We start from the raw sequence: 22,182 nt of genomic DNA, 5'->3' as shown, positions 1-22,182 counted from the left end.
TGAGGGTCACGACAGTTTCCACACCACCTTGCAACCTAGAGGGGCTCCCGGCCACCTGATAACCAGGCCAAGCAACCAGGGCTACGACAGGTTCGACCCCATACTCAGGCGGGAAGATCTATCCCCGCCTCCCGCATCTGGGCCAACTTGTAGCGCAGGGTGCGCGGGCTGATGCCGAGCCTGTCGGCCACCGCCTTGCGACTGCCGTTGCAGTCTTGCAGAGTGTCGAGGATGATCTGATGCTCCTGCTGCTTGAGCTCGCTGCCCAGATGCTCACCACCGCTGAGACGGTCGCTGCCGGTGAAACGGATCTCCTCCTCGTCCACCTCTTCCAGGATCAGGTGCTCGCAGCCAATGAGGCCATCCGGACTCAGGATCAGGGCTCGTTGTACCACGTTGTCCAGCTCGCGCACGTTGCCGGGCCAGGCGTGGGCCAACAGACGTTCGCGAGCCCTCTCTGCCAGCTGCGGCGTCGGCAGCCCCTGCTGGCTGGCATGCAGTGCCAGCAGGTGTTCCGCCAGCGGCAGTATGTCGCCGGGCCGCTCCCAGAGCGCGGTCCAGCGCAGAGGGAAGACGTTGAGACGGTAGTAGAGATCCTCACGGAACAGGCCGTCCTGCACCGCCTTCTTGAGATCCCGGTTGCTGGTGGCGATGACCCGCACATCGAGGGGGATCATCTTGCGACTGCCGAGCCGCTCTACTTCTTTTTCCTGCAATACCCGCAGCAGCTTGGCTTGCAACCCCAGATCCATCTCGGTGATCTCGTCGAGCAGCAAGGTACCGCCCTGGGCCTGTTCGAACTTGCCGGGACAACCCTGCACGGCACCGGTGAAGGCACCCTTCTCGTAGCCGAACAGGGTCGCCTCCAGCATGTTTTCCGGGATGGCGGCGCAGTTGATGGCGACGAAGGTTTGTTCGGCGCGGCTGGAGTTGTCGTGAATGTAGCGAGCCAGCACCTCTTTACCGGTACCGCTCGGGCCAGTCACCATGACAGTGGCTTCGCTTCTGGCCACCCGGGTCGCCAGCTGGAACAGTTCGGCGGTCTTGGGATCCCCGTATACCACAGCGCGCTTTTCTACTTTCTGGGCTGGCACATAGCGGCTGACCTGATTGAGCAGCACTTCGGGGGAAAACGGCTTGGCAAGATAGTCGATGGCGCCTTCCCGCATGGCGCGCACGGCACCGTCGATGTTGGCGTAGGCCGTCATCAGCAGCACGGGGATCTGCGGATATTGCTGGCGGATAGCGGCCAGCAGGGTCAGGCCATCCATGCCCCCCATCTGGATATCGGAGATCACCATATCAAAGCTTTGGCGCGACAGAGCCAGCAGGGCGCGTTCGCCGCTGTCCGCTTCACGACACTCGTAGCCGCCGAGCAAGAGTGTATCCACCAGCGCTTCGCGCAGACCATTGTCATCTTCTACGACCAGAATACGGGCCTGAGTCATGCGACACCTCCAAGCTGCATCGGTTGCTGATGCAGAGGGAACGACAGAGTAAAGCAGGTGCCTTCAGTGGGCACTGAGGCCACGCTGACCTCCCCCTGATGGGCACGCACCACAGATTGCACCACCGCCAGGCCCAGGCCAGTGCCCTGGGAGCGGGTGGTGAAGAAGGGTTCGAAAATCTGGTTGAGCAGGTGAGCGGGCATCCCCTTGCCATTGTCGAGGATGCGCATCTCCACCCGGGTGCCGCTGCGCACCGCACTCACCAGCAAGGAGGTTGCCCCCGCCTGCTGGGCGTTGGCGATCAGGTTGTTGATGGCCCCCGCCAGTGCACTGCTGTTGGCGAGCAGGCAGAGATCCGGCTCCGGCGCCTCCATGTGCAACTCGCAGCCTTGCTGGTTGCAGAATGCCTCGGCACCGGCCTGTACCTCGGCCAGCAACCCCTGTACCGAGATGGGGGTCACCACCTGGTTGTCACCGTTGCGAGCGAACAGCAGTATGTCGTTGATCTGTTTCTCGAGATCTTGCAACCTGGCCATCAGCTTTTGCTGGAACTGGCTGCGGGACTCGGGTTTCAAGGTACGGTTGGCAAGATTGGCCGCATAGAGCATGGCAGCAGAAAGCGGTGTGCGGATCTGGTGGGCCAGCGAGGCTGCCATGTTGCCAAGGGCAGACAACCGCTTCATGTGGTTGACTCTGTCCTGCAATTTGCGGGTTTCAGTCAGATCCGTTATGAATACCAACTGGCCAGGTTGATCCGGCAGCGGCTGGGTCGAGAGCTGCACCCGCCGTCCGTCACGCAGGGAGATCTCGTGACCGTCATCCTCACGGGGCTGAAAGCAGCGGTCGATGATCTGGCGCCAGGCCTGACCTGCCAGCGGCTCCCCCAACAGTGCCAGGGCTGCCGGGTTGGCACGGGTGATGCGACCCTCGCCATCGAGCAGCAATACACCGGTCGGCAGCGCCGTGAAGATGGCATAAAGCTGGCTCACCTCGTGAGACTGGAGTGGGTTGTCCTGCTGCTGGGCTGTCATAAACCTGACCTCAAACTGGCGATTAGGTCAGGTTATTCAATTTCCATGTCACTAAAAATATCACTATAAATCAAAGCCTTGAATCTAAGCGTCAAGGCTTTGACCTTTAGACTTCCTTGCTCATCCCGTACTTTTTCATCTTCTCCACCAATGTGGTACGGCGCATGCCGAGCAAGTCGGCGGCGCGGGCCACGACACCATCCTGGGATTCCAGCGCCTGGCGGATCAGCTCCACCTCCAAGTCGGCCAGCATCTCCTTGAGATTGACCCCCTCCTCCGGCAGCTGCATGGCGCGGGCGTGACTGTTGTGCATATCCAGCTCGGGCGGATCCTGGAACACGGCGGCCAGCGCATCGCGCTCGTCCATTTCGGTCAACCGCTCATCCCTCGGTTCGCACGGCAGCAGACGATAGCGGCTCGGCAGGTCGGCCACATCGACGATCTGTTGCGGGTAGAGAATAAGCAGCCGCTCCAGCAGGTTGGAAAGCTCGCGCACATTGCCGGGCCAGGGGACTCCATGGCGCGCTGGGTCAGGCGAATGATGCCATGATGCTGCTCGGCATGACGGTTGAGCAGCTCCTGCAGCAACAGCGGAATGTCGTCGACCCGCTCGCGCAGGGGAGGCGTCTCGATGGGAAAGACATTGAGGCGATAGTAGAGATCCTCGCGAAAACCCTGGGTGCGGATCATCACCTCCAGATCCCTGTGGGTCGCCGCTATGATGTGCACGTCCGCCTGGATCGGCTTGCCACCGCCGACCCGATCAAACAGCCGCTCTTGCAACACCCGCAGCAACTTGACCTGCATCGGCAACGGCATGTCACCGATCTCGTCGAGGAACAGGGTGCCACCCTGTGCCAGCTCGAAGCGGCCGCGACGGGAGGCGATGGCGCCAGTGAAGGCCCCTTTCTCATGACCGAACAGTTCGCTTTCCAGCAATTCGGCCGGGATGGCGCCGCAGTTGATGGGCACAAAGGGACCGGCACAGCGTGAAGAGAGTTCGTGAATGGCGCGGGCGACCACCTCTTTACCCGTCCCGGACTCCCCCAGGATCAGCACGTTGGCGTCGGTTTCGGCCACCTGACTGATGAGGCGGCGCACCTCCTGGATGCCACGCCCCTTGCCCACCAGCAGACGCAGCAGGGCCTGGCCCTTGTCATGGGTCTGCTGGCGAGGATGCAAGGAGACAAATGCCTGACAGAAATGCAGATACCGAGTGAGGGATTCGTAGGTGAAGGGAGCTTCGGCGACACCGATGAAGTTGCTGTTGGGGAAATCAGCCGGAACCAGCGACAAAAACGGAATGCGGGGAAAGAGGGTCAGCAATTCGTCCAACGGACGACCGGTCAAGGCACCGGCCAGCACCCCTTGCAGCGGGCCGGACGTTTCGATGGCCACATCCAGCTCGCTCTCGGCAATCTCCTGCCAGGGGATCCCCATAAACGAGAGCACAGTGCCCAACTGTTGGCGCCGCTGCGCATCGGCATCAACAATCAATACTCCCATCGCCATCATATCCATCCCTCTTATAATAGACGTAACTTATTGTTTTAATGTGCTTCTGTGGTCAAGCCACGCACCTTATGCAGGTCGCACAAAGTGCCAAAATTCCGACGCATTGTCAAAATTTGTCGCATTTGACTTAATTTTATCGACGCAACTGCGTAATAAGATAAATTTTGTCGCCTCTTTTTTGATGAGGCATGGGGCGCTACCGCGAGGCAGGGATATTGACTGCATGTTTCCGGCCCAGTGACAGGCCGGGAACATGCAACAAGGGATCAGTGACGGGCGTTGGTGTGGGGGGCGGCGTAGCGACACTCGGGGAAGCGGCTGCACGCCATGAACAGGCGACCGGCATGGGGACCTTTTTTGGCCTCCCGCTCCACCAGCGGCGCATCGCAGCGGGGACAATGGGGAGCCTGGTGCGAATGCGAGTCCTCTTCGTCCTCCACCTCGGCAAACAAGTTATCCACCAGCTCGCTGTCGGCGGTCGAGACCAGTGCACTCCTGACCGGCGTGGTGATCACAGGGGACGAGCTTGAAGGCGAGCGTCCCCCATGGCGGGTCTCGTCCATATCGACGCCGTCCAGCAGCAAGGGGCTGAAGGTTGGCTCGCGGCGCTCACCCGGCATCACATTGTCGACCAGCGGTGCAGTTGTCTTGACCAGCAGCGGCAGGATCTGCTCGCGCAGCTCTTCTACCTGATAATGGGCACTCGCCGGGATCTGCAGCAACGGCAAACCGGCACTGTCGCAGGCGGTTTTCAGGAAAAGGTCGCGGGCCTTGCGTTTCTGATGTCGATGAGAACTGTCATCGAGCTCTATGGCGCAGATAAAGGAGAGATCGGCTGGGTGGCAGAGCAGATAATCCAGGTGCTTGGCGCTGATCTTGTTGAAGTGTTGCTGCCATTTGCTTTTGCCAAGCCCCGCCTGTGGCGTCAGCACATCGGCCACCCTCACCTTGGCAAAGACCCGGGCCTTGTCACCGACTGCTAAGTCCAGCACACCGAGGAAGGAGCGCTCGGCCGGGCTGAACAGGGCCTCCTGTAGATCATAGGGTAACGCCTTGCCTCTCTTGCTCCTGGTCCAGAAGACCACCAGCAGGAGCAGCACCAACAACACCAATCCCGATACGACAAGGGTATTCATGAATGCACTATCCAGTTTACAAAACGAAAGAGGGCATCACTCTACCACAGGGGTCAGATACCCGGCAGCGCTGAAACGTGGCACAAACCTCCCCTCTGGTTTTTTTCGGCCTATTTAGGCCGAACGGGGCTTCATATGGCCTGCCACAGCAGGCACAATGCTACAGAAACCCAATTCCAAGGAGAGCAGGATGCAGAAGCAATTGGTCGTGACCGTGATAGGTAAAGACAAACCCGGCATAGTCGAGAGTCTGGCGGATGTCATCACACAGCAACAGGGCAACTGGCTGGGCAGTTCCATGAGCGAGCTGGCTGGACAATTTGCCGGCATCCTGCACGTCACTGTGCCCGATGAGCACTACCGCAGCCTGTGTGAGGCCTTGGTAATGTTGCCCGGCCTCACCGTCAGCTTTGCCGAAGGCCAGCTCGGCCAGGAACCGGAGCGCCAGGTCATGCTCAGCGTCACCGGCAACGACAGAGCAGGGATAGTGCACGAAGTGGCCAGCATACTGCGCCAGCTCAACATCAACGTGGCCGATCTCACCACGGGTTGCGAACCTGCGCCCCACTCGGGCGCCCCGCTCTTCTATGCTCACGCCCTGGTGGCCCTGCCACCCCAGCTGGAGCTGGACGATCTTGTGGCGGCGCTTGAATCTCTATCTGACGATCTTGTCGTCGATATCGACCAGGCTTTCACCGACTGAGCGGATTGTCATCAATCTGTCATATTCACACGCCATAACTGCCGCGCAGACGCGACCTGATACAGAGGCATTAGATGAGCACCGACAAGCAGTATGAAGAAAAAGAGCTGAGCTGGCTCTCATTCAATGAACGGGTGTTGCAAGAGGCGATGGACAAGACGGTGCCCCTCATAGAGCGGGTCCGTTTTCTTGGGATCTTCTCCTCCAACCAGGACGAGTTCTTCAAGGTACGGGTGTCGGACGTCAAGCGCCGTATTCTCATCAATGAAGTACACGGCGGCGGTGACGAAGCCAAGGTGCTGCTGCGCGCCATCCAGCAGAAGGTGATGGCGCTCGGTGAAGCGTTCGACAACACCTACAAGGAGTTGTTGATCGCCCTGGCCCGCCACAACATCTTCCTGGTCAACGAGACCCAGATTTCCGAGTCAATCCATCAGTGGCTGCGGGTCTTTTTCAGAGAGAAGGTGCTGCGCCACATCATTCCTATCCTGCTCAACAAAGAGGTCAACCCGGTCAAGTTCCTCAAGGATGAGTACACCTATCTGGCCATCGAGATGAAGAAAAATGGCCAGGTGATCCAGTACGCCCTGGTGGAGGTACCGACCGATGATCTGCCCCGCTTCTTCCAGCTGCCGCCGGAAGGCACCCGCCGCAAGAAGCAGATCATCATTCTGGATAACGTCATCCGCTTTTGTCTCGACGAGATCTTCAAGGGCTTCTTCGACTATGACGAGATTGCTGCCTACGCGGTGAAGCTGACCCGGGATGCCGAGTATGACCTCTCCGATCAGCTGGATCTCAGTCTGGTGGACAAGATGAGTGACGGCTTGAAGCAGCGTCTCACTGCCATGCCGGTGCGCTTCGTCTACGAGCGGGAGATGCCCGCCGCCATGATAAGCTTCCTCAAGCTCAAGCTGCAGATCAGCTCCTACGACGCCATCATGCCGGGCGGGCGTTATCACAACTTCAAGGATTTCATCGGCTTCCCCAACGTAGGCCGGGACTATCTGGAAAACCCCAAGCTGCCGGCCCTTGAATGCCGCGACTTTGACGGCTTCGTCAATGCCTTCGATGCCATCGCCAAGCAGGACATACTGCTCTACTACCCGTACCACAAGTTCCACCACTTTACCGAGCTGGTGCGTCAGGCGGCGTTCGACCCTGCGGTCAGTGCCATTCGCATCAATATCTACCGGGTCGCCAAGAAGTCGCGCATCATTCACTCCCTTATCGATGCCGCCAACAACGGCAAGAAGGTGACAGTGGTGGTGGAGCTGCGGGCCCGTTTTGACGAAGCGGCCAACATCGACTGGGCCAACATTCTCACTGACGCCGGGGTCAAGGTGGTGTTCGGAGTCCCCAGCCTCAAGATCCACTCCAAACTCTGTCTCATTACCCGCCACGAAAATGGCGAGGCGGTGCGCTACGCCCATATCGGCACCGGCAACTTCAACGAGAAGACGGCCAAGATTTACACCGACTTCTCCCTGTTGACCCGCCACCCGGATATCACAGCCGAAGTGGAAGGGGTGTTCGAATACATCGAGTACCCCTATAAGCGTTACAAGTTCAACCACCTGCTGGTCTCCCCCATCAACAGCCGCCGTCAGCTCTATCGGCTGATCGACAACGAGCTCACCAACGCCAAGGCGGGACAGCCCAGCGGCATTATTCTCAAGATCAACAACCTGGTGGACAAAGACCTCATCAACCGCCTCTATGCCGCCGGTCAAGCCGGGGTACCCATCCAGATGATCATCCGCGGCATGTGCGCCCTGCGTCCCGGCGTGCCGGGCTTGAGCGAAAACATCAAGGTGATCAGCATCATAGACCGCTTCCTCGAACACCCGCGGGTCATGGTGTTTCACAACAAGGGCAACCCCCAGCTCTATATTTCCAGCGCCGACTGGATGAGCCGCAACATCGACGGCCGAATTGAGGTGGCCACGCCCATCTATGACGAGCGCCTCAAACAGCGCATCATGGACATTCTCGATCTGCAACTGAGCGACACCTGCAAGGCTCGCGTCATCGATGCGGATCAGAAGAACGAATATGTGAAGCGGGGTAACCGCCGCAAGATCCGTTCCCAGGTCGCGATTTACGACTACCTCAAACGCATAGAGTCAAACAATGGACAATAGCCTGTACGCCGCTGTGGATCTTGGCTCGAACAGTTTTCACATGGTGATCGCCCGCCTCAACGAGGGGCGTATGCAGATAGTTGATCGCATCAAGGAGCGGGTTCGGCTGGCGGAAGGGATGGATGAGCAACGTCGCATGTCGGCAGACGCCATGGGACGCGGCCTCGACTGTCTCGCCCTGTTTGCCGAACGACTGACCAACATCAAGCCGGATCACATCCGTATCGCCGGCACCTATACCTTGCGCCGCGCCAGTAATGCACGCGAGTTCGTGCGCGAGGCGGCCTCTGTGCTCAACCATCCCATCGAGATCATCAGTGGCCAGGAGGAGGCGCGTCTCATCTATCAGGGCGTCGCCCACACCCAGCACATTGAAGGACAGGTACTGGTGGTGGACATCGGCGGTGGCAGCACCGAGCTCATCATAGGGGAAGGCTTCGATCATAAGGCACTCACCAGCCGCAAGATGGGCTGTGTCAGCTTCACCCAGCATTTCTTTGCCAACGGCAAGCTGAGCGAGAAGGCCTTCAACGCCGCCGTGCTGGAGACCCAACATCAGCTCGCCCCCATCATCAACCAGTATCGCAAGCTGGGCTGGCAGAGTTGCCTGGGCAGCTCCGGCTCCATTCGCACCGTGCGTGACGTGCTGCAGGGCGAAGGCTGGACTGATGGCAGCATCACACTGGCAGGACTGGAGCGTCTCAAGCGGGAGATGCTCGACCACAAGCGGGTCGATCAGTTGAAACTCGCCGGCCTGACCGAGGAGCGCCAGGAGGTGTTTGCCGCCGCTGTGGCCATACTGCTTGGACTCTTTACCTCTCTGCCCATAGAGAGAATGGAGTATTCGGACGGTGCCCTGCGCGAAGGGTTGCTGTATGAATTCGAAGAGCGCTTGCAGCACCACGACATTCGCGAGCGTACCGCGCTGGCCCTCTCCACCCACTATCGCATCGACAAGCGCCAGGCCAATCGGGTCGAGCAGAGCGTACTGACCCTGTTCGATGCGCTGAGCGGTCCCTGGGAGATGCCGGAGGAGCCCTATCGCGCCATCCTCGGCTGGGCGGCGCGACTGCACGAGATTGGTCTGGCCATCAACTACAGCGGCATCCATCGCCACTCCGCCTATATCTTGCAGCACACGGATCTGCCCGGCTTCAACCAGGACGATCAGGCACTGCTGGCGGCGCTGGTGCGGTTTCAGCGCAAGGGGCTCAAGCTATCCGAGCTCCCTCCCCTGCCCAACCACGACGAGCAGACCGTGCTGCGTTGCATTCGCATCCTTCGCCTCGCCGTGGCTGCGCACCACAGGCGGCAGGACAACCTGTTGCCGGAATGGAAGGTGCAGGCAGCCGAAGATCAGCTGGTGGTCACCCTGCCGATCGATTGGTGCGACGAGAACCGCCTGCTGATGCAGAACCTGGAGAAAGAACACCGTTATTGTCAGGAGCAGGGCTGGCCGCTGCTGTTCCAGCTGAGCTGATCCCCTTTCTCCACCCCGTAAACAGACAAGCAAAAAGGCAGCCCAGGCTGCCTTTTTGCTGTTATCCACTCGTTTTAACGGCGGCTTACTACAGCTCGGGCAGCAACCACTTGGCCATCTCGAAATAGATGATGAGGCCGGTACCGTCCACCAGGGTGGCGATGAAAGGAGCAGAAACAACAGCCGGGTCAATCCGGAAGCGACGCAGCACCATGGGAATGATGGAAGCAACGGTAGCGCTCCAGAGCACGATGGCGATGATGGTCAAGGTCACAACCATGCCGATCTCGGGGCCGACACCCAGGCTCCAGGCCCGGATCCATGCCGCAACCGCAATCGCTGCCGAGATAAGCAAACCGGTAGAGAGCTCCTTTTTCAAGACAGTCCCCAGGTTTCGCATGCTCACCTCCCCCACCGCCATGGCCCGCACTATGGTAGTGGTGATCTGGGTACCACTGTTACCACCGGTACCGATCAGCAGCGGTATGAAGAAGGCCAGCGCAATGGCGGCTTCAAGCTGCTCTTCGAATGCCCGCAGTACTGTGCCCGTATAGGCTTCTGCCACAAACAGGATAAGCAGCCAGCCCACCCGCTTGCGCCACAGTTGCCAGGGAGTCGCCTGCAGATAGGGCGTATCGAGCGGCGAGGAGCCACCCTGCATCTCGGCATCCTCTGTGGATTCGAGCTCCAGAATGTCGGCAGCATCGTCCACGTGGAAGATACCCACCAGCTTGCCCTTCTCCTCTACCGGTAGCGTCGAGATATCGCGGTCAATCAGCAAACGGGCAGCCATCTCCTGATCCGCACGCGCATTGATGCGCACTGTATCTCTGTCCATCAGGTCGCTGACGGGCAGTTGGGGATCGGCAATCAGCAAGGATTTGAGCGCGATACTGCCGAGCAGACGATGCTCAGCGTTGACCACATACAGGTTCTGGAACAACTGGGCATTGTCCCAGGCATCGTGGATCAACTGCTTGGCACTGCCCACCGTCTGCTGATCACTGATGGCCAGAAACTCATGGCGCATGTTGGCGCCAACCGATTCTGGTGGCCAGTCGAGCAGGGAGTAGAAGGTGGACTGAGCCGGCTCCGGGAAGCGAGAAAGCAGCATGGTGCGCTCGCTGCTGCCCAGTCGGCGCAGTATGTCCAGCATATCACGACGAGGGATAGCCCCTTGCAACACACCGATAAGGCTGGCATGCAAGCGCAGCAGCAGACGACCGGCAACGTCAGCCGACAGTGAGCTCAGCAGGGCCGCGCCTTGTTCAGTGGGCAGGGTATCGAAGATACAGTTGAGCTCTTCCGGACGCAGGGTCAGCAGTTGATCGGCGCGCTGAACCGGATCCAGATTATTCTCCAGCCAGCCCTGCAGGGCGGCCAGATCGAGCAGTTGATGACGATTGAGTAGAGTCTGTGTTTTCTTCATCACAAGTGACCTCATGTGATTTCAGGCAGGGCCTGAGCGCAATCGGATATCCGGTCGCCGTCTGAAAGAAAACAGCAATTTGATTGACGAGTAATAGGCAGGAAATGACGCCGTCCGGCGTGTCATCATCCCCACGTACCAGCTTTAGCACTGCATAACGTATCCGGCATGCCGGAAGCCACTTGGGTTTACACCTTAATCCGATGAAAACTGTCCTGATCTTGGGCGTCTCTGGACGTCGTGAGATCAGTGGCCTTTGTTTATACAGGAGCCTCGCCTAACGAGATGCTGCAAAAAGTACGCACAACCCTTTGTTGTGCGGGCTGCATAATTATCGAATGCTCAATACGAGTCAAGCCACCAGGGCAAGGTAATTGGCCTGCTGCAACATCTTGTTACAATTAGGGCGAGAGTGGATTCATATGGGAGTTAGCAGTGGATATTCAGCAAATGGGCCCTGTCGCCTGGCAATGAAATTGCGGTGGCCGGGCCCGTGATAATATCAACGAATATAATCAAACAGCGTCAGTTTGCTTATTTTGCTGAAAGAGAGCTGGGAGGCACTCAATGCCGCATCCTCTTTTGACAAGGTGGCGATCACTTCATACAAATCCGCCTCGGATACCTTGGCCCTGGCTTGTTGATTGAGGGTACTCAAACCGTCGTTCGAGCCGAGCACCTGCTCCAGACTGTTCATCCTGCCGCCGATCTCGCCCAACCCCTGGTCGACATTCAAGCGGGCATTCTTCATGTGGGACGTCACATCCGCGACTTTTATCTGAAAATCGTCCGCTGAAATATTCGGATCACGCAGAGCGGTAATAAAGTCGGACATGCCATCCAGAATATTGTTGTTCTGGGGGGGATCCAGTACAAAGTCTTGTGCCGTGCCGCACCGCCTGCAGGCAGATCCAGGGTCAGCTCCAGGCCATTGAAGGGGATCTTGTTGCCCGCAACATAATCACCACTTTGCAGCAGGGTGCCGCCACCATCGCGTATTTCATAAGTATCCGGCGTACCCGCGGCCGTGGTTACAGTATATTGGTTGCTGGCAAGGGCTGGATCATAATTATTGCGATAAAAACTGTCGAAGTTTCCCTGATCGGCCACCCCGACTTGAATATTGGCGCTGGCAGCACTGCCGGTTCTGCGCGTAGGCACTACCTCAAACAAATTGAAGCCTGAATCATTGGCTGCAATTTGCACCGTCGGTGACACCTGAATATTGCGCTGGCCGGTATCTCCCTGAAAGAGATAATTCCCGCTGGCGTCTTTGATAAATGGCTGGGTCTTGCTCTGGTTGCCACCAAAAATAAACTCGCCCTGAGAGTTCTTGCTGTTCATCAGGTCAAACATCTGTTTTTGCAACCCTTCCAGCTCACTGGCAATCGCCAGACGGTCATCTGCGCTCACCGCGGAATCGTTGGATTTCTGGATCAGGGTCTGGGCACTGGTCATGGCGGTGTTGAGCGCGGTCAACACCGTCTCTTCATGACCTAGGCTGTTCTCAAGCAGGCTGCCATTGACACCATACTGCTTGAACAGATCGATCTCCTTGGTCAGCGCCATCTTCTGGCTCATGCCGGAGGGGTCTTCCCCCGAGGTCTTGAACTTGTCCCCGCTCTGCAGCTGTTCATAAGCCGTGCTCAACCTTTCGTTGGCATTGTTCAGCGAGGTGATATTCCGGCTATAGACCATGTTGGTGGTAATACGCATGCACTTACCTCACTGAAGACAACAGGGTATCGAAGATGGTTTTGGCGGTGCTGACCACCTGGGCCGATGCCGCATAAGATTGCTGGTAGCGGATAAGGTTGGCCGCCTCCTCCTCCAGGCTCACGCCAGAGACGCTCTCGAAAATACTGGTGCTCTGGTTCAATTTTGTTTCGTTGGCCTTGAGCAAGGTCTTGGCCTGGTTGGTCTGGTTGCCTATCCCTGTCACCAGGCCCGAGTAAGCCTCGTTGAAGGTCATCTTGTCATTGCTGGTGCCGGCATTGGTGCTCTTGCGCACCAGATCCTTGTTTTGCAGCTCCGCCAGAGCCAACCCGTTGGCGTTGTCGGCAAAACCATCCTGGTTGTAGCTCAGGGTGAAACTGTCATTGGCCCTTACCGTACCTGTGATGCTGAACTCATAGCCAGGCGCCTGGGTCGGATCGGCATACACCTTGGGTCCCCCCAGCGGGCTCTCGATGGAGGCCATCAGATCCTGACCCTTGCTGGAAGCCGGCGCCACGCCGATGAGGGTAGTGCCATCTGCCGCATAGACTTCGTAGTTGCCGCTGCCATCTATCTTCACCACCTGGGGCACTGCCGGATCCAGCGTATTGGTGCCAAAACCCGAACCAGTGCCTGTATTGAAGACACCGCCAAGCTTGATCTCGGCAGAACCGAAGTTGTCCTTGTGCTTGTCGACCTTGAGGGGGGATGCCAGCGCCAGATCCTCCGGGCGGGTGGCCGCTTGGCCCAATCCGGCTGCCGCCTGCTTGGTGGGTTGCAGCAAGATCCTGTCCCCTGCCGCAGGTGTGCCGGATAAGTCTATTTCGATGCCGTGACCTGCCAGCTGGAAAGTGGCTGGTGGTGTGCTGCCGGTCGCTAGCGAGGTGCGGTTGCCATCCTTGTCCAGCGAGAACACCTCGTAACCGGTGGCGCTGCTGAACTGTACCTCGTAATCAAAGGTGGTGACCTCGGTGCCTTTCCCTGGCACGAAGCTGACTTTGGCGGCGCCGGTGCCGGTGTTCTGCTCATAGGCCAGCCCATCGCTGGAGGCAAGGGAGAAGAGATCTCCCCCCAGCTCGTTATCCAGATCCATCCCCAACCGGTTCTGCCGGTTCATGGCATCGGCCATGGCCGCCGCCAACTGACCGAGCTCACGCTTGCTAGGCTCCAGATCATTGCGAGCGGAAAACAAGCCCCCTACTCCGCCACCTATGTCTTTGTCACTGATGGTGGTTTTATTGGCCCCCATGGTCAGCTGCAGCTCGGATTCCCGAGAATCCGGGTTACCCGACACAACGCTGAACTGGGCGACCCCGCCATTGAGGACAAGAGAGTGGCCCGTTCTCATGTTGACCAGCATGCTGCCATTGGCCTGAGGTACTGTGCTGATCTCCATTTTTTCGGAGAGCTGGCGAATGGCTTCATCCCGCTGATCGAACAGCATCAGATTCTCTTCCGGCGTTCCCTGGGTGCGGAGGATGGCCTGATTCAGATCATTGATGCTGTTGATGAGGTTGTTAACCTTCTTGGTCTCGTCACCGATGGTGGTGTTGATGGTGTCGGTCTGCTTGTCCAGCTGGGCTGACAGGGTATGAAAGCGGTTTACCATGCCGCTGAGCTCGCTCAGGGTGGTCTTGCGACCGGCGATGTCGGCGGGAGCCTCATTGGCGGTATGGAACGCCTTGAAATAGGAGGTAACGGCTGCACCGACACTGTTGCTGGCATCCCCCAGCAAAATGTCGGTATTGGAGAGCTGCTCGTAGCGACTGGCCGAGGCGTAATAGGCGGACGTATCACGGCGCACCTCACCCTGGGCGTAGGTATTGATGACCCGATCGGTCAGCATGTCACCCGTGCCCATGCCGACGGAATTGGTATAGATCAGCGTACGCTCACGCACATAGCCCTGGCTGTTGACGTTGACTATGTTGTTGCTGGTGGTCTGCAGCAAGCGTTGCTGTGCCAACACACCCGAGGTACCAATTCCAAGCAGATCGCTTGCCATGACTTACAGCTCCATTTCTGTGTTGGTGGTAGCGGAGTAGCCAGCAATGGCATCACTGCGCAACACCTGTTTCAGTTTCCTGGCGTACTGGGGATCCGTGGCATAGCCCGCCTGTTGCAAGGCTTCAAAGTAACGGTCCGGACTGTCCACCTTGGCCAGGGCCCCTTTGTAACGGGTACCCGAGGTCAGGAAATCGACATAGTCGTTGAAGCTCTCCTCAAACGACTCATAAGAGCGAAATGCTGCCTTCTGGCGTGACGCCACCCCTTGTTCATACTCCAGGGTGCTGACCACCGCCTTGGGGCCTTGCCAACGCGGATCCGCCTTGATGCCGAACAGGTTATGGGTGATTTCTCCCTCTCCGTTCTTGATCACCCGCTTGCCCCAACCGCTTTCCAGTGCAGCCTGGGCCACCAGTACCGCCGGGCTCAGGCCCAACTTGTCCGCCGCCTTTTTGGCAAGGGGCATAAGCCGATTGACGAACTCTTCCGGGGTCTCGAACACCTGCGCCGTCTTGTCCAGCGCCTTGGATCCCCGTACAGCACGACCCTCTTGTGCCAGCCCCATGGGAGGAACTATCCGATGGGTGCGATGCGATGAGGCCAACGGCTGGGCAGCCTCGCCCATCTCTTTATCAGCAAAATCTTTGCCAACTTTTGAAGCCGAGATGAGATCGTTGGCCGCCGAGGTCGGTGGCTGGTAGGGCTTATAGACACGTTCGGTACGCTGCGGCATCTTGAGCACCCTGCCATCGTGGCGGGTAAAGGTCTCGGGGGAGAACTGCTTGATCACCATGTCGGCCAGCCCCATACCACCCTTGCTGGCCATGTCGGATACCCGCTGCTCATCCAGCATGCCTTCATAGAACTGGGTATAGCTGCTGCTCATGGGATTGTCCTGGGTCAGCACCTGATTGGCCTGGCGCATCCCCTTGAACAGGGTCTGGGTAAAGATGGATTCAAACTGGCGGGCAGCGCTTTGCAGTGCGGCAGCCTGCCCATCCTTGCTCTGGCTCAACTGGCGCAGGCGATCCAGGTTCTTGATATCCTGCACCATGCCCATGTTCATGCCGCTGTTGGTGTCAAACTCTGCCATTTTGCTTACCTCATTGCCGCCCGTGGCAACCCCTTGCCGCTTGTTACAGTATGACCAGCTGACCTTCGATGGCGCCCGCCTGTTGCAACGCCTCCAGGATCGCCATCAGATCACCGGGAGCCACCCCGACCTGATTCACCGCCCGGACCAGATCATCCAGCGTCGCGCCAGTATCGAGCTTGAACATGCGCCCCGGCTCTTGCTGGACATTGATGGTCGAGTTGTTGGTCACCGCCGTCTCTCCTCCCGCCAGTGGATTGGGCTGGGAGACCTGCTGGTTTTCTGCGATGGTGACCGTCAAGCCGCCATGGCTGATAGCCGCAGGCTTGAGCCGCACATTGCTGCCGATGACAATGGTACCGGTACGGGAATTGACGATGATCTTGGCCGACTCACTGGCGGGATCCACCTCCAGGTTCTCTATGGTCGCCAGATAAGAGACCCGTTGACCCGGATCCCGCGGCGCATAGACCTTGACCGAGGTGGCATCGAGTGCCTGCGCCGTGTTGGGCCCCACCAGATCATTGACCACATCCGCCAGGCCGCGAGCCGTGGTAAAGTCCGGCCTATTCAGGTTGAAGGTGATGGTATCCCCCTGGCCGAAGGAATTCGGTACCTCCCGCTCCACGGTCGCGCCGTTGGCGATACGGCCCACAGTCGGCGTATTGATCACCACCTTGGAGCCGTCGGCCCCTTCGGCTCCCAAACCACCCACCACCAGACTGCCCTGTGCCACCGCATAGACACGCCCGTCCAGCCCCTTCAGGAAGCTTTGCAACAGGGTGCCGCCGCGCAGACTCTTGGCCTCACCGATGGCCGATACGGTCACATCTATGGTCTGACCCGGCTTGGAGAAAGGAGGCAGATCTGCATGGATGGCAACCGGTGCCACATCTTTTATCTTGGGCTTGATATTATCCGGCACCTTGATACCGAAGTTGTTGAGCATGGTACGGAACGTCTGTTCGGTGAAGGCGTTGTTCTTCTCGCCAGTACCGGGCAGACCAACGACCAGACCGTAGCCAATCAACTGGTTGTTACGAACCCCTTCCACCGAGCTGATGTCCTTGATACGGGAGGCGTGGGCCATTCCCAAAGGCATCAGGCAGCAGATCAGGGTCACAAGACGGAGTGACTTCATAACATCTCCTAAAGCGGCCACCAGGGGCCATTGAAAAAGCTGGTAAGCCACCCTTGCTCCTGGCTGTTGGCCAGATCACCGGTACCACCGTAATGGATACGGGCATTGGCCACCCGCTGTGACGACACACTGTTTTCGGACGTCACATCTTCGGGCCGTATCATGCCGGTGATCCTGATGTACTCGTTGCCATTGTTGAGCATGATCCACTTCTCGCCGCGCACCACCAGATTGCCGTTGGGCAGCACCTTGGCCACGCTCACCGAGATATTGCCCTGCAGACTGTTGCTCTGGTCCGCCTTGGCCTGCCCCTTGAAGGCGCTGTTCTGACCCAGCGACGCCGACAGGTCATAAGGACCTGCTGTGACCGGCACTCCGCCCAGCGTAACGGGCTCCATGCTCAGCTTGTTATCCTTGCCACTCTGGGTATTCGCTTTCTTGGAGGCAGAGGTGGACTCGGCCAACTCTATGGTGATGATGTCACCCACCTTGTGCGCCTTGATGTCCGAGTAGATGCCGTTGACCTGATCAGGCTGGAAAATAGCCCCTGTGGGTCTGACCGACACGGGATCCGACTCCCCGTAAACGGGGGCAAACTCGGGATCATCGGGCTTGGCGGTATTGAGAGTGCTGCTGCAACCTCCCAGCGCCAGCAGTCCCAGCATCCATATGGTTTTCATCATGCGCCTCCTACTGATGTGCGCGGGATCAAAAATGAGCTCATGCCGTCCACAGCCAACTTATGTACGCTGGATAAGGAAGGACATCATGCCGTCCACCGCCGAGAGAACCTTGGAGTTCATCTCGTAGACTCGTTGTGCCTGAATAAGATTGACCAGTTCCTCGGTCACGTTGACGTTGGAGGTCTCCAGCATGCCCTGCTTGATGACCCCGAGCCCGTCTGCACCGGCTACACCTCCGATGGGCGCGCCGCTGGACTGGGTTTCGAGGAACATGTTTTCACCCATGGGCTGCAGACCGGAGGCATTGACGAAGTCGGAAAGGTTGATCTGTCCCACGACCTGGGAAGCGCCATCCCCTTTGAGCTGGATCGATACCTGACCATCCGTGCTCACAGTCACGCTCTGGGCATTTTCGGGGATCTGGATCTCCGGCTGCAGCGGATAGCCGTTGCCTGGGGTCACTATGGTCCCTTCATCATTGAGGGTGAACTGGCCGTTACGGGTATAAGCCGCGCTGCCGTCTGGCAACTGAATTTCGAAGTAGCCACGGCCGCTGATCATCAGATCCAGCGAGTTGTCCGTGGTCTGCACGTTGCCCTGACCATGGTTCTTCTGGGTGGCCACTACTTTGGCACCGGCACCCAGCATCAGGCCTGACGGCAGTTCGGTATCCGCCGAGGAACGACCACCGGGCTGATTGATGTTCTGATAGAGCAGATCCTCGAAGATGGCACGGGATTTTTTGTAACCCACAGTGCTGGCGTTCGCCAGGTTGTTCGAGGTGACCGATATGTTGGTCTGCTGTGCATCCAAGCCGGTCTTGCTGATCCAAAGTGCAGGGTTCATGTAAAACTCCTTTATTAGCTGATGCGCAGCAACTGGGTTTGGGCTTCGTCATTTTCCTCGGCGGTCTTCATGATTTTGACCTGAGTTTCAAACTGACGTTGCAACCGGATTAGGTTGGTCATCTCGTCGACCACGTTGACGTTGCTCCCCTCCAGGGAGCCTGCGATCAGGCCCACAGTGGCCGAGGCCGCCTCATTCTGGCCATCCTTGCGACGAAACAGTCCGTCCTGGCCCTTCTCCACGGCGTCAGCCGCGGGTTTTACCAGCTTGATGCGCTGGAAATCTTCCGGCAGGTTGGCGGCAGCCCCTTCAGGACGACCGCTGATGGTGCCATCCCGGTTGATCTCGATCTTTTCCATCGGCAGCGGCAGCACTATGGGTTGGCCCCCATCATCCACCACGTTCAGACCAGTTGAGGTTTGCAGGTTGCCCGTTGCGCTCAGTTGCAGGTTGCCCATGCGGGTATAGGCTTCCCCGCCTTTGGGATCCTGCACCGCAATCCAGCCCTGACCGTCAACGGCCACGTCAAGATCTCGCCCTGTCGTCATCAACATGCCGTGCTGCAAGTTCTGACCGGGCCGCTCCGTCATGGCAAACACCCGGGATGGCAGCCCTTCACCGAACGCCTGCATACTGCGCGCCTGCTCGAAGTCAGACTTGAAACCGACTGTGTTGGCATTGGCCAGGTTGTTGCCACGAACAGCCAGGCTATTCATGTTTTCCTTGGCCCCTGACATGGCGATGTAAAGCATGTGATCCATGAGATCCTCCGTCAAACCGATGACTCTGATCAGGTAACTGCAATTTGAGTGCCAACGTCTGTTGAATAAACGCCCACGGAAAGGGAACAATAAAAAGGGGCGCCGAAGCGCCCCCCTGTAACACCGTCATCATTAACGGATCTGCAGTATGGTCTGCTGCAATGAACTGTTCACTTCCAGCGAACGGGAGTTGGCCTGGAAGTTACGCTGGGCCGTGATGAGATTCACCAGTTGGGAGGTCAAGTCCACGTTGGATTGCTCCACCGCCGAAGACTTGATACTGCCCAAGGTGCCCGAATTAGGCGTACCGGGCAACGCATCTCCAGAAAGCAGAGACTGGCGCCAGGAGGTATCGCCGACCTGAGTCAGTCCTTGCGAGTTGGCAAACTTGGCCAGCGCAACCATGGCAACCTTTAACGTCGTCGCATTGCTGTAGGTGGCAGAAACAATACCGTCCGGTGTAATCTCCACCTTGGTCAGATTACCAACAGTGGCGCCATCCTGAGTCAGTTTGGTGACGTTGAAAGGGGAGTTGTATTGAGTCACATCACTGAGACGAATTTCCACTGCCTGAGTGGGGTCTGCACCGTTGTTAATAATCCCGGCCGCTGTGCCCAGCGTGACGGTTTTGATCGGGGCCGGTGGAGCTGGAATAGTAAGAGCTGGATCCAATTTTCCGCCGGAGGTAAACGTCATCTGGACGCCAGTGGGGATGCCTGGGCCCGGGCTGGGTGCACCACTAGCGATATCAATGGGCTTGTCCCCCTCATACATGTACATGCTCCAGGTACCCGGCGTCATTGGCGTCCCCGGAGTAACCGGATCCTCATGGCGGACAAAATACTTGGTGATCACATGGGGGGCGCCAAGCGAATCATAGATCGTCACGGATGTTGAGTGTGCAAAGGTAGCTGAGTTGGTGGGATCAAAAGCGGCGGGGTCCGTTGGCTTGGTTTTCGACTCAATACTCAAGTTAAAACTTGCTTCCACCAGCTCGGTCATTTTAGGCTCGCCCGCCCGGTCCGGTACTTGAATCGGCTTGGTGGCGTTGATGCTCACCGCCTTGGGTGTCCCATCCGTGTTAATTTCATAACCTTGCAGATAGTGGCCCTGATTGTTGACCATATAGCTGTTTTCATTGAGCTTGAAAGCTCCGGCCCGAGTGTAGGTGCGATCCAGATTGGTCAGACCGTCCGAAGTGACGAAAAAACCATTGCCCTGGATCGCCAGGTCCAGTGCGTTGTTGGTAAATTGCAACGCCCCCTGATGAAACTGATGAGCCACCGCCCCCGTCGCCACACCGTTGCCGACCTGTGTCTTGGCATTGACAAAGATCGAGTTGGCATAAACATCCGCAAACTCGGCACGGGACTCTTTAAAGCCCATGGTATTGACGTTGGCAATGTTGTTGGCGGTAACGTTCAAATCTTTTTGTGCCGCGTTGACACCGCTCAAGGCATTGTTAAATGACATATCCAGCTCCTTAGATCGATGCTGTAGGCGTGGTGGTTGGTGGTGTGGTGGTCGCTCCTGCAATCTGCAGGATACTGTTCAGGGTTGTTGTGCCAAGGCCTTTCAGATTGAGCTGTGTCGGGTTGGTTCCATTCCCCAAGACCACACTATCAACCTTGCCATAAGCAAATGTAGCGATGCTTTCCGACTTTCCTTCCGAGTTGTTACCGTTGGCCTTGAGGACATATTTGCCTGACGCGACGGGCTCACCGTTCTTGTCTTTGCCATCCCAGGTAAACTCAACGTTCCCCTTTTGATCGCCCTCCAGAGCAAACTCCTTGATAACCTGCCCCTTCTCATCTTCTACGGTAATTTTGACGCTCGTGTACTTGTTCTCGACGCCGACAGCCACAACACCGCCAATGGAACCCTCGTTTTCCAGAAAACCAACGTTGCTCTGCAACAACACATTTTGCCCCACCAGCGCAGAAGCTTGCAGCGCCTGGCTTGAGGTCATCAGAGTGTTGAGATTACCCATCTGGGTTGACAGGCTATTGATCCCCTCCGAAGTAGACATGGAGGTCATCTGGGACAACATCTGGGCGTTATCCACCGGCTTGAACGGGTCCTGATAGGAAAGCTGCATGGTCAGCAACTTCAGAAAAGACGCCTGATCCAGCTCTTTCTTCGGGGCCGTCGTCGTATCAGTGGTCTGGGTTGTGGTACGGCTGATGCCGTTCACACTACTTGTATCTGCCATCTGTGCTTACCCCTATCAGGACTTGCCGAGGTTGAGAGTCTGCTGCAACATTTTTTTGGCAGAATCGGCAACCTGCACATTGGTCTGATAGCTGCGCGAGGCATTGATCATGTCCGCCATCTCTTCAACCATGTTGACGTTGGGTTTGAAAATATAGCCATCATCGTCCGCCATGGGATGGTTGGGGTTGTACTCCTTGAGCAAGGGGGCCTTGCTCTCGACAATCCCTTTCACCTCGACCCCGACCGATGATTGCTTGTCTGACATCGCCTGATCCAGTTGAGCGGCAAAGATTGGCCGCCTGGCATGGTAAGTTTTTTCCACGCTGGAGCTGACGCTGTCGGCGTTGGCCATGTTGCTGGCCACCGTGTTGAGTCGAACAGACTGTGCACTCATGGCCGAGCCTGCAATGTCAAAGACCTTGAACAAACTCATTACTGTTCTCCTTTCAAGGCCTTCAACAGGCCACTGATCTTGCCGTTCATAAATTCAAGGGAGGTCTGGTACTCAAGGCTGTTGCGCAAGAACTCGCTGCGCTCCTGCTGCACGTCAACCGTGTTGCCGTCACCGGTATCCGGCTGCAGGGGATTGCGGTACTGCATCAGACCAGGGGCATCCGATTGCAAGGCAAAGTGCTTCTCACTGGTGGTGGCCATACCAAACCCTTGCTGATGCTGGGCCTGTGCCAATGCCTCTGAGAAGTTGATATCCCTGGCTTTGAAACCCGGGGTATCTGCGTTGGCAATGTTGCTGGATAGCACCTCGGCACGCTTGGAACGAACGCCCAGCGTGTATTGGTGAATCCCGAATGCCTTGTCGAATGAAATTGCCATAGCA

General features: G+C 57.7%; 17 protein-coding genes, 2 pseudogenes and 1 riboswitch. Of the genes and pseudogenes, 3 read left to right on the top strand and 16 right to left on the bottom strand.

Features of this window, described 5'->3' with window-relative positions; all coding sequences use genetic code 11:
* Positions 1-104: 104 nt before the first annotated feature.
* From AXW79_RS09485 to AXW79_RS09470, 4 genes and pseudogenes are all read right to left on the bottom strand, one after another.
* Positions 105-1,448, bottom strand: coding sequence for a sigma-54-dependent transcriptional regulator (locus AXW79_RS09485; protein WP_011898552.1), 1,344 nt, complete (start codon positions 1,446-1,448; stop codon positions 105-107).
* On the bottom strand, positions 1,445-2,479 hold the full coding sequence (locus AXW79_RS09480; RefSeq protein WP_005320182.1) for a sensor histidine kinase: 1,035 nt from the start codon (positions 2,477-2,479) through the stop codon (positions 1,445-1,447). Before AXW79_RS09480 ends, AXW79_RS09485 begins: the two co-directional genes overlap by 4 nt.
* 106 nt (positions 2,480-2,585) lie before the next feature.
* Positions 2,586-3,994, bottom strand: a pseudogene (locus AXW79_RS09475) (sigma-54 dependent transcriptional regulator).
* Between the two features lie 266 nt (positions 3,995-4,260).
* Positions 4,261-5,130 (bottom strand): DUF2726 domain-containing protein, encoded by an 870-nt coding sequence (locus tag AXW79_RS09470; RefSeq protein WP_005320184.1) that lies wholly within the window; start codon positions 5,128-5,130, stop codon positions 4,261-4,263.
* A gap of 190 nt (positions 5,131-5,320) precedes the next feature.
* Here AXW79_RS09470 and AXW79_RS09465 point away from each other — a divergent pair, with 190 nt between their 5' ends.
* The 3 genes from AXW79_RS09465 to ppx all read left to right on the top strand — a co-directional run bounded on the left by AXW79_RS09465 (position 5,321) and on the right by ppx (position 9,457).
* A complete protein-coding gene (locus AXW79_RS09465) occupies positions 5,321-5,833 on the top strand; it encodes a glycine cleavage system protein R (protein WP_005320186.1) in 513 nt (170 codons plus the stop codon).
* A gap of 74 nt (positions 5,834-5,907) precedes the next feature.
* Positions 5,908-7,977, top strand: a complete 2,070-nt coding sequence (gene ppk1, locus AXW79_RS09460) for a polyphosphate kinase 1 (RefSeq protein WP_005320188.1) — start codon at positions 5,908-5,910, stop codon at positions 7,975-7,977.
* On the top strand, positions 7,967-9,457 hold the full coding sequence (gene ppx / locus AXW79_RS09455) for an exopolyphosphatase (protein WP_005320190.1): 1,491 nt from the start codon (positions 7,967-7,969) through the stop codon (positions 9,455-9,457). The genes ppk1 and ppx overlap by 11 nt, the downstream gene beginning before the upstream one ends.
* 88 nt (positions 9,458-9,545) lie before the next feature.
* Here the strand turns inward: ppx and mgtE are convergent, their stop codons facing one another.
* The 12 genes and pseudogenes from mgtE to flgB all read right to left on the bottom strand — a co-directional run bounded on the left by mgtE (position 9,546) and on the right by flgB (position 22,178).
* Positions 9,546-10,886 (bottom strand): magnesium transporter, encoded by a 1,341-nt coding sequence (gene mgtE, locus AXW79_RS09450; RefSeq protein WP_043151441.1) that lies wholly within the window; start codon positions 10,884-10,886, stop codon positions 9,546-9,548.
* Positions 10,887-11,008: 122 nt separating this feature from the next.
* A riboswitch (M-box (ykoK) riboswitch) is annotated at positions 11,009-11,178 on the bottom strand.
* Positions 11,179-11,388: 210 nt separating this feature from the next.
* A pseudogene (flgL, locus tag AXW79_RS09445) lies at positions 11,389-12,602 on the bottom strand (flagellar hook-associated protein FlgL).
* 4 nt (positions 12,603-12,606) lie between these two features.
* Positions 12,607-14,607, bottom strand: coding sequence for a FlgK family flagellar hook-associated protein (locus AXW79_RS09440; RefSeq protein ID WP_005320194.1), 2,001 nt, complete (start codon positions 14,605-14,607; stop codon positions 12,607-12,609).
* A gap of 3 nt (positions 14,608-14,610) precedes the next feature.
* Positions 14,611-15,702 carry a flagellar assembly peptidoglycan hydrolase FlgJ gene (gene flgJ, locus AXW79_RS09435; protein WP_005320196.1) on the bottom strand — a complete coding sequence of 364 codons (1,092 nt, stop codon included), beginning with the start codon at positions 15,700-15,702 and terminating at the stop codon, positions 14,611-14,613.
* 43 nt (positions 15,703-15,745) lie between these two features.
* Positions 15,746-16,843 (bottom strand): flagellar basal body P-ring protein FlgI, encoded by a 1,098-nt coding sequence (locus AXW79_RS09430; RefSeq protein ID WP_005320198.1) that lies wholly within the window; start codon positions 16,841-16,843, stop codon positions 15,746-15,748.
* An 8-nt stretch (positions 16,844-16,851) separates the two neighbouring features.
* On the bottom strand, positions 16,852-17,523 hold the full coding sequence (gene flgH / locus AXW79_RS09425; protein WP_005320200.1) for a flagellar basal body L-ring protein FlgH: 672 nt from the start codon (positions 17,521-17,523) through the stop codon (positions 16,852-16,854).
* Positions 17,524-17,583: 60 nt separating this feature from the next.
* Complete coding sequence (gene flgG / locus AXW79_RS09420) at positions 17,584-18,372, bottom strand: flagellar basal-body rod protein FlgG (protein ID WP_005320202.1); 789 nt, start codon at positions 18,370-18,372, stop codon at positions 17,584-17,586.
* Positions 18,373-18,386: 14 nt separating this feature from the next.
* Entirely contained in the window at positions 18,387-19,133 is a 747-nt protein-coding gene (gene flgF / locus AXW79_RS09415; protein WP_005320205.1) for a flagellar basal-body rod protein FlgF, read from the bottom strand.
* Between the two features lie 132 nt (positions 19,134-19,265).
* Positions 19,266-20,606, bottom strand: a complete 1,341-nt coding sequence (flgE, locus tag AXW79_RS09410; protein ID WP_005320207.1) for a flagellar hook protein FlgE — start codon at positions 20,604-20,606, stop codon at positions 19,266-19,268.
* 10 nt (positions 20,607-20,616) lie between these two features.
* Positions 20,617-21,345 carry a flagellar hook assembly protein FlgD gene (locus tag AXW79_RS09405; protein ID WP_005320209.1) on the bottom strand — a complete coding sequence of 243 codons (729 nt, stop codon included), beginning with the start codon at positions 21,343-21,345 and terminating at the stop codon, positions 20,617-20,619.
* 15 nt (positions 21,346-21,360) lie between these two features.
* Positions 21,361-21,780 (bottom strand): flagellar basal body rod protein FlgC, encoded by a 420-nt coding sequence (flgC, locus tag AXW79_RS09400; RefSeq protein WP_005320210.1) that lies wholly within the window; start codon positions 21,778-21,780, stop codon positions 21,361-21,363.
* Positions 21,780-22,178 (bottom strand): flagellar basal body rod protein FlgB, encoded by a 399-nt coding sequence (flgB, locus tag AXW79_RS09395; protein ID WP_005320212.1) that lies wholly within the window; start codon positions 22,176-22,178, stop codon positions 21,780-21,782. Before flgB ends, flgC begins: the two co-directional genes overlap by 1 nt.
* Between the last annotated feature and the right edge of the window lie 4 nt (positions 22,179-22,182).

Source organism: Aeromonas salmonicida subsp. salmonicida (genome assembly GCF_001643305.1).
Taxonomy (GTDB): Bacteria; Pseudomonadota; Gammaproteobacteria; order Enterobacterales; family Aeromonadaceae; genus Aeromonas; species Aeromonas salmonicida.
The sequence above is the reverse complement of the archived record's forward strand: the minus strand, read 5'-3'. Positions and strand labels throughout refer to the sequence as shown.

Bases quoted from the DNA above. Each gene is read 5' to 3' on its own strand.
- AXW79_RS09485 (WP_011898552.1), bottom strand. From the start codon at position 1,448: ATGACTCAGGCCCGTATTCTGGTCGTAGAAGATGACAATGGTCTGCGC.
- AXW79_RS09480 (WP_005320182.1), bottom strand. From the start codon at position 2,479: ATGACAGCCCAGCAGCAGGACAACCCACTCCAGTCTCACGAGGTGAGC.
- AXW79_RS09470 (WP_005320184.1), bottom strand. From the start codon at position 5,130: ATGAATACCCTTGTCGTATCGGGATTGGTGTTGTTGGTGCTGCTCCTG.
- AXW79_RS09465 (WP_005320186.1), top strand. From the start codon at position 5,321: ATGCAGAAGCAATTGGTCGTGACCGTGATAGGTAAAGACAAACCCGGC.
- ppk1 (WP_005320188.1), top strand. From the start codon at position 5,908: ATGAGCACCGACAAGCAGTATGAAGAAAAAGAGCTGAGCTGGCTCTCA.
- ppx (WP_005320190.1), top strand. From the start codon at position 7,967: ATGGACAATAGCCTGTACGCCGCTGTGGATCTTGGCTCGAACAGTTTT.
- mgtE (WP_043151441.1), bottom strand. From the start codon at position 10,886: ATGAAGAAAACACAGACTCTACTCAATCGTCATCAACTGCTCGATCTG.
- AXW79_RS09440 (WP_005320194.1), bottom strand. From the start codon at position 14,607: ATGGCAAGCGATCTGCTTGGAATTGGTACCTCGGGTGTGTTGGCACAG.
- flgJ (WP_005320196.1), bottom strand. From the start codon at position 15,702: ATGGCAGAGTTTGACACCAACAGCGGCATGAACATGGGCATGGTGCAG.
- AXW79_RS09430 (WP_005320198.1), bottom strand. From the start codon at position 16,843: ATGAAGTCACTCCGTCTTGTGACCCTGATCTGCTGCCTGATGCCTTTG.
- flgH (WP_005320200.1), bottom strand. From the start codon at position 17,523: ATGAAAACCATATGGATGCTGGGACTGCTGGCGCTGGGAGGTTGCAGC.
- flgG (WP_005320202.1), bottom strand. From the start codon at position 18,372: ATGAACCCTGCACTTTGGATCAGCAAGACCGGCTTGGATGCACAGCAG.
- flgF (WP_005320205.1), bottom strand. From the start codon at position 19,133: ATGGATCACATGCTTTACATCGCCATGTCAGGGGCCAAGGAAAACATG.
- flgE (WP_005320207.1), bottom strand. From the start codon at position 20,606: ATGTCATTTAACAATGCCTTGAGCGGTGTCAACGCGGCACAAAAAGAT.
- AXW79_RS09405 (WP_005320209.1), bottom strand. From the start codon at position 21,345: ATGGCAGATACAAGTAGTGTGAACGGCATCAGCCGTACCACAACCCAG.
- flgC (WP_005320210.1), bottom strand. From the start codon at position 21,780: ATGAGTTTGTTCAAGGTCTTTGACATTGCAGGCTCGGCCATGAGTGCA.
- flgB (WP_005320212.1), bottom strand. From the start codon at position 22,178: ATGGCAATTTCATTCGACAAGGCATTCGGGATTCACCAATACACGCTG.